6 protein-coding genes and 2 pseudogenes are annotated in these 7,135 nt (G+C 36.7%); 7 read left to right on the forward strand and 1 reads right to left on the reverse strand.

What is annotated here, in order from left to right; translation table 11 throughout:
* Window positions 1-276: 276 nt before the first annotated feature.
* Window positions 277-732: a helix-turn-helix domain-containing protein gene (locus BJR36_RS19450; protein ID WP_091237094.1), complete on the reverse strand. Its 456-nt coding sequence runs from the start codon at window positions 730-732 to the stop codon at window positions 277-279.
* A 194-nt stretch (window positions 733-926) separates the two neighbouring features.
* Between BJR36_RS19450 and BJR36_RS19455 the strand changes: the two are divergent.
* From BJR36_RS19455 to BJR36_RS19485, 7 genes and pseudogenes are all read left to right on the forward strand, one after another.
* Window positions 927-1,244, forward strand: a pseudogene (locus tag BJR36_RS19455) (DNA polymerase Y family protein); the annotation flags it as partial.
* 105 nt (window positions 1,245-1,349) lie between these two features.
* Window positions 1,350-3,254: a VWA domain-containing protein gene (locus BJR36_RS19460; RefSeq protein ID WP_330388008.1), complete on the forward strand. Its 1,905-nt coding sequence runs from the start codon at window positions 1,350-1,352 to the stop codon at window positions 3,252-3,254.
* Between the two features lie 10 nt (window positions 3,255-3,264).
* Window positions 3,265-3,942 carry a tetratricopeptide repeat protein gene (locus BJR36_RS19465; RefSeq protein ID WP_091237097.1) on the forward strand — a complete coding sequence of 226 codons (678 nt, stop codon included), beginning with the start codon at window positions 3,265-3,267 and terminating at the stop codon, window positions 3,940-3,942.
* 281 nt (window positions 3,943-4,223) lie between these two features.
* Window positions 4,224-4,418, forward strand: a pseudogene (locus tag BJR36_RS19470) (IS1634 family transposase); the annotation flags it as partial.
* Between the two features lie 431 nt (window positions 4,419-4,849).
* A complete protein-coding gene (locus BJR36_RS19475; RefSeq protein WP_091237099.1) occupies window positions 4,850-5,443 on the forward strand; it encodes a type IV toxin-antitoxin system AbiEi family antitoxin domain-containing protein in 594 nt (197 codons plus the stop codon).
* Entirely contained in the window at window positions 5,440-6,285 is an 846-nt protein-coding gene (locus BJR36_RS19480; protein WP_091237100.1) for a nucleotidyl transferase AbiEii/AbiGii toxin family protein, read from the forward strand. Before BJR36_RS19475 ends, BJR36_RS19480 begins: the two co-directional genes overlap by 4 nt.
* A 175-nt stretch (window positions 6,286-6,460) precedes the next feature.
* A complete protein-coding gene (locus BJR36_RS19485) occupies window positions 6,461-6,958 on the forward strand; it encodes a DUF488 domain-containing protein (RefSeq protein ID WP_091237101.1) in 498 nt (165 codons plus the stop codon).
* Window positions 6,959-7,135 lie beyond the last annotated feature (177 nt).

A 7,135-nucleotide genomic window follows, 5' to 3' on the forward strand; every position in this document is an offset into this window, starting at 1 on the left:
AGATTCAGGCACGAATACTTTTTGCACTTTTTTTGCTGGTACAAAATTTGTGGAAAAGACCTGCTGATTTTCAATCGGAAGCGATTTAATCAGCAAACACTATATAGTGCAATTTATAGTCCAGGACTTCACAGATAACAAAGGGATCTCGGCTACCTGCTTTCTTGACCAGAGCATCTACCACATTAACAATGTAATCAATTGTCATTTGGTATCACTTCCTTCAAAAATATTTTGGCATTTTGCTATTATAACAGTAGCAAAAATACTGTCCTATTAAACGGACTCGTCGATCGGCGGCTTCGTTTTTTTCTTTCTGGAGAATTTTTCAGATGCTTCCTTCTTGGATGAAATATATACTTGCATTAAAGATTGCATAAATATCTCTTTGGCATCATCATCAAGATCGCCACCAGCGAAAAGTGCTCCAGCACGGTCTAACACATCTTTTGCCTCTTTTGCACCCTTGTAACCGAATTTGTCTTTAACAGTATCGAGAAAGTCTTCGTTCTTAATGTTTTTCTGTTTATCTGCTTCTTCATCATCTACCAGATAAGATACAGATACACTTAGCGCATCTGCCAGTTTCTTGATATTACTTTTTCTTGGGAGTGTATTTAGCTGCTCATAGGTATAGAGAGAACGCTCAGAAATACCTGTTATTGCTGCAAGCTCCGTCTGGGATAGATTTTTTAATAATCTTGCCTCTTTTACTTTTTCACCAAAAGTCATGTTACTACCTACTTTCTAGGAATAAAAATTTTATCTTTATAACTTCCGATTAACTATTGACAAACTTCTTTTAAGTGATATAATCATGTTTGTTAAGCAACTTCTGGTTAATCATATATCAGAACTTCCGACTTGTCAATAAAAAGTTCTGATTATATGGAAACAAACTTCTGGAAGAAACGAGGTGATGAGCGATGGGTAAACGAGTCATATTGCATTCAGATATTAACGCATGTTATGCGGCAATAGAACATTTGCATCGTCCTGAGCTGAATGGAAAACCTTTGGCTGTAGGAGGAGACCCCGAAGCAAGACATGGTATAGTCTTAACCGCAGATTATATAGCTAAAAAATACGGTGTGAAAACAGGTATGGCACTTTGGCAGGCGAAGCAAGTTTGCCCAGAACTCAACATTGTTTCACCAAGAATGGATTTGTATTTGCGATTTTCCAGAATGGCTCATGAGATATATGGGGAATACACGGATCTTCAAGAACCGTATGGGATGGAATGATCTCGATGGATATAGGAAGACTGCTGCAAAGTCATTTGTAGACGCGTTAATCGAGGGAGACAAAGGCTGTGTGGTAGATTTGATTCATATGCTCGGCTTACACTGGGATTGACGGATAAGCTTGATAGTGTGAAAACGGCAATCAACGGGATTGATTCTGATGGTGGAACGGACATTGGTGCCGGTGTCCGAATCGCAAATAATGAATTAATCAGTAAAAGCTCAGCGAACAGAATCAAGGCGATGATTTTACTCACAGATGGGGAAGGATCGTATGACACAAGTCTGACAAAACAGGCCAAAGATAATAATATCGTAATCTATACCATTGGACTTGGTACTAGCGTGGACAGTACTTTGTTAACGAGCATTGCGGATGGAACAGGGGGAATGTATTTTCCAGTATCCAGTGCATCTCAGCTTCCAGAAGTTTTCAGCAGGATTACAGAAATCGTAAATGATGCTGTTGATACCGATGGAGATGGACTTTATGATAATGCAGAACTCAACGGAATGCGTGATGGATTGGGGCAAATGTATTATTCAAATCCAAATAGTAAAGATACTGATGAAGATGGACTGTCAGATGATTCGGAAGTAGGCCCAATTCTTACTGGTTTGAGCGGGGGTTATTATATGGCTAGCAGTAATCCATCAGCTGTGGATACTGATAAGGATGGGTTAACGGATGCAGAAGAATCTGATATTGGTACCAAAAAATATAGTTCGGATTCAGATAATGATAAGCTGGATGACCTAAAAGAAGTGGATATGGGATATAATCCTTTAAATGCTAACTCGGATGGAGATACCTTTAAGGATAAAAAGGAGTATGACAAAGGCCTGGATCCATTTTATTATGACAATGCTTGGGACGAACATGTAAAAAATATTCTAGCAGGTGCAACCTGTGGTGATTTTGGCGAGACACTTGTTAGTTGGGGACGAATGAAAGAAAGTACGTATAATTCGCTTGGATATATTAGTGGTCAAATCGCTTCAGGCTTTGTAGTGGTGGGGGATATTCGTGATTTCATTGCAACGGTTGGACAAGGTGACTTCTGGGGAAGTTTATTAAATGCCGTTGGTGTAGTACCGGCTGTTGGTGATGCAGGGAAAGTAGCGTCAACCCTTGTAGACTTTGGGAAAAGAAGTAAAAAAAATCTTCCAAAGATTTCTGTATATATCATAAGAGAGCTGGATAAAGTACCGAAAGTAAAAAAAGCAGTTTTAGGTAAGGTTATCCCATTGCTGTGTAAAGGTGATACCGTAGTAGATACTTTAAAGGCTGCCGGGAAAATCAGTGATGATACGTTGGCTTTCTTGGCAAAAAGAGCCAATGACATACCGAAATTAGCAGCGATGACTGCCAAGGGGCTGAAGTTCTCAGATGAAATAGTAACCACAGCCAAGAAAACGATTGTTAATGACCGTGTGGCGAAATATTGGGGAACGGGTCTCAGTAAAAAAAGGATAGCCGAAGCGGTTGCTACAGAAACAGCAATCGTTCGATATGAAGACCTAGGCTATGAGTTGTTATATGCACAAAGGAGTCTCCTGAAAAACGGTGTCCACGGTCCGGATATCATTATGAAAAAGGGTGATGATGTACTGATAGTGGAAGCAAAAGGATCTTATGCAGCTAAGGCTGAAATTTCGGATGGAAAATCGGCAGGGAATCGGTTATACTCGAAAGTAGGTAAAATAGATACGCTGTATTTATCAAAGGATTGGTTAATAATTAATAATGAACCAAGATATATGAACAAATTGGAATCACTTATTGCTGCTGGAAGGAATTCTGCTGATAATTTGAAATATGATGAAGCATATGATGCAATGAGCGATATTATTAAAAAGAAGAAAGCGTATAAGGCTGCAGTGGTTTATGTCGGTGGTAACGAATCGGATATAAATTGGGGCAGGAATATTTCCAAGTATGCGGAAGCGTTATTAGGTGATGAGGAAAATGTAAAAGCATTGGATATGGTTAAAATTAAATACTAGGAGTGATTTGATGGTCAAACTTGCTAAACCAAATAAGAAAAAGTTACTGGAAAATACGGAGAGACAGCTTTTGCGATATGAAAGAAGGCCATTAGATGTCAGTTATGATTCTTTGGCAAGGACCTATATGTATTTGAAGGAATTCTCCAAATACTGCGATGCGATGGAAAAGGCTTTGGAGATGCAAGAAGGACAAATTAATCTAGCTAAAGAGAAAAATGGTCCATACAGTATTGCATCAGAGATTCATACGAAAGCCAATTTTCTTAGGCTCCTTTTTCGAGAAGAAGAGTCAAGGCGTGTGTTTAAAGAGGCTTTAAGGCTGTATAAACAGGCATTGCCGGAAGATTATCGAAATGATCCGGATACATACCGCAATGTTATTGTACAAATTTCCACGGTAGAATTTCACCTTGGTAATTACCAGAACAGCATAGATATCTGTGAAACATATAAAGGGGAAAAACCCATAGCGGAAATGATATCACGTGCCATATTGGATGGAAACAATCCGGAAATACTTGAAAAAACAATGGATATTATTAAAAAAGAGAATAGGGGTATTCCGATGGGTATGGAAAATGGTAATACAACATCCCTGTGGGACTTTTATGAAATTTGTTTGCAATTATTGGGATTGCCATCTATACTGGATGAGATTAAGGCATATATAGAAAGCAGGCAGTAGCTGTTTGTGTATTGATCTTTGATGGTCATAAGTAAGAATGGGATACCCCGTTACTGATAACAGGGATATTTTGGCAAAAAGATAATGAATGCCATTGCATAACTTGAAAGTTTTGCAATGGCATTTTTAAATTAATTGTTATATTCACAAAGGAGTCTCCTGAAAAACGGTGCCACGGTCCGGATATCATTATGAAAAAGGGCGATGATGTACTGGTAGTGGAATTATGAAATATGATGAGGCTCTTGCTGCTATGAAGGATATTATTGAGGATGTACCAATTAATCTCTCATCTTGATCACAAGATGAAGGAATCAAAACTTTATGATAAATACACAATGTCTCAGCTGCTTGACAAACTTGATGTGATTGAATGCTTTGAGGATCCTGGTCACTCGTTAAGAGTAGGCGAAATACTCGCTAAGCAGCAAGAAATCTATGAAACATTAAATGTACCGGTTCCGGCCTCGTCATGAGAGGCCGAGAATCCAGGGTTCATGGACATGATCATAGCAATATAGAGAAGTATTCTGAAGGATGCAAACACCTTAATGTTGCGGCAAATGCATGTGACTATACGCCAGTAAATCTTGGGCTTCTGATTAAAAATGGCATATTATCAGGCATCGAAAGCATACATAGAGAAACGATAAATAGAGCTAGTGGAAAATAAATAGGATATCATTGAATTAAATGTTTTTCAGAAAAACATTTAAAAATGCCACAAATCGAGAATTAATCTTGAATTGTGGCATTTTCAAAGTGGATAGAAATCATTAAAATGGGATAAAATATTGGTGTAAGTATATGGAATACTATTTTGATGGTAGTCAGTAAATGTATGGTTTACTTTTGTGCGAAAATGATTTATAATACACACAAAGGTAAACAACGGAGGGATGTATCAATGACGAAAACTGAGCAGTTAGATAGGATGACTGAGAAGAACAATGGCTATTTATTTACATCTGAGGTTGTTGATGCTGGCATATCTAAAACCTATTTATCAAAATATGTAAAAGAAAACAAATTTGAGCGGGCAGCTCAAGGAATTTATGTTTCTGATGAGACATGGATAGATGAATTATATGTAATTCAAAAAAGTAATCCAATCTTGATTTTCGACATGGATACAGCACTATATTTACATGGTTTAACAGATCGAGAGTATTCGAAGATTCATGTGAGTGTTCCTAAAGGTTATAATACATTTAGACTCAAGGAAAAGGGATTAATTATTCACACATATGATGATGAATTGTATCAAATGGGGATTTGTGATGTAGAATCAAACTATGGGAATTTGTTGAAAACCTATGATAAAGAAAGAGTAATCTGTGATATGGTTGCAGGTCGTGGTGAAGTGGAGATACAAGTATATCAGACGGCGATGAAAGAATATATGAGTAGTTCAGAAAAAAAATTAAATGTTCTGCTGACATATGCTGAAAAAATGGGTCTCAGGGATGAAATTATGAAGTACGTGGAGGTAATGATATGATCAGAACTTCAAAGCAATTGAAAGATAAGGTGAAAAATATATCAAATGGCAGTAGCAATGTTGCACAGGCAATGATAAGGATATTTGTTATGGAAAGATTTCTGGAAAGGGTATCTATCTCAGAATATCGAAATTCGTTTATCCTGAAAGGCGGTATGTTAGTTGCGTCTTTAGTGGGCATTGATCTTCGATCTACAATGGATATCGACACTACAGTAAGTGCGTTACCGCTAAATGAAGAAGCCGCTCGAGAAATCATACAAAAAATTATGGATATTCCAATTGATGATGGAATTAGTTTTCAAATAACTTCATGTAAAGAAATTATGTCGGATTTTGATTATCCTGGAATAAGATTAATGATTGAAGCCAGACTGGATAATCTTCGTCAAACAATAAAAATTGATATTTCAACAGACGATGTGATAACACCAAGAGCGGTGGAATATAATTATAAACTGATGTTTGAGGACAGAACCATTTCGGTTATGAGCTATAATCTGGAAACATTGATGGCAGAGAAATTGCAAACAATTCTTGTGAGAGATATTGCAAATACAAGAATGAGGGATTTTTATGACATACACTTCCTAAGCAAGGAAAAAGAGGAAGAACTAAAGACAGGAAACTTGCTACATAAAGCATTTTTAGCCACTTGCGAGAAGCGAGAGACAGTATATCAAAACGAAGATATTCATAAAATATATGAGCGAATTTTTCATGATGAAGTTATAAAGGAAAGATGGGAGTTATTCCGCAAGGATAATTATTTTGTGGGTAAAATGGAATGGGATGATGTGATAAGGCAAGTTGGTAAAGTCTTTGAATGGCTAGATAAATAATTTGACTATACCGCCATAATACTAGTATGAGAAGGATTTTGCGTGGTGAAAGAAGAATTGAGGAGCTGGAAAATTTGGAAAAACAAGTGGAATTCTAATTCATTCAAATAAACCAGAAGATAAGAGAAGATAGACATGAAAATATGTAAAGGAAAGAGTGGTGGAAGAAGTACAAATGCATAAAGGAATATTGTATACTATAGGACATTCAAAACATGAGTATTCTTTTTTTGAATCAATGTTAAAAAAATATGACATTAGTTATCTCTTAGATGTAAGAAGTGTTCCGTTCTCAAGGTTTGCTGAAACATACAATCGTGATAACATAAAAAACCTGCTTGCAGAAAGTGGAATAACTTACAAACAAATGGGGAAGTATTTTGGTGCAAGGCCTCAAGATGAAGCCCTATATACGAGTGAGCATTTTCTGGATTTTGAAAAGGTAAGAGTGAGTAAATTGTTTTTGGAAGGTATAGAAAATGTTATTTTGGGATTGGATAAGGGAAACAATGTCGCATTAATGTGTACAGAAAAAGATCCATTAGATTGTCACAGAGCAATAATGGTGTCAAAAGGCTTTTTAGATGCTGGAATTAATGTAAATCATATTTTGGAAAATGGATTGTTGCAGACACAACTTGAACTAGAGCAACGAATAGAAAAAGGTACCTGACACCATAAACTACAGTTTATGGTGTCAGGTACCTTTTTTTTGTGTGCGATGAATAACTTACCGTTCCTAAAACTTTTCTAAACATGAAATAATGGAGACATTCTGGAGAGTCTCTATTCTGATCGGTTCGCGATTGCCTACTTTGTATTCATTCACTACATTTCTTTGAATCAAGTA

The organism is Anaerobium acetethylicum, assembly GCF_900096945.1.
In the GTDB taxonomy this organism is placed as follows: Bacteria; Bacillota; Clostridia; order Lachnospirales; family Lachnospiraceae; genus Anaerobium; species Anaerobium acetethylicum.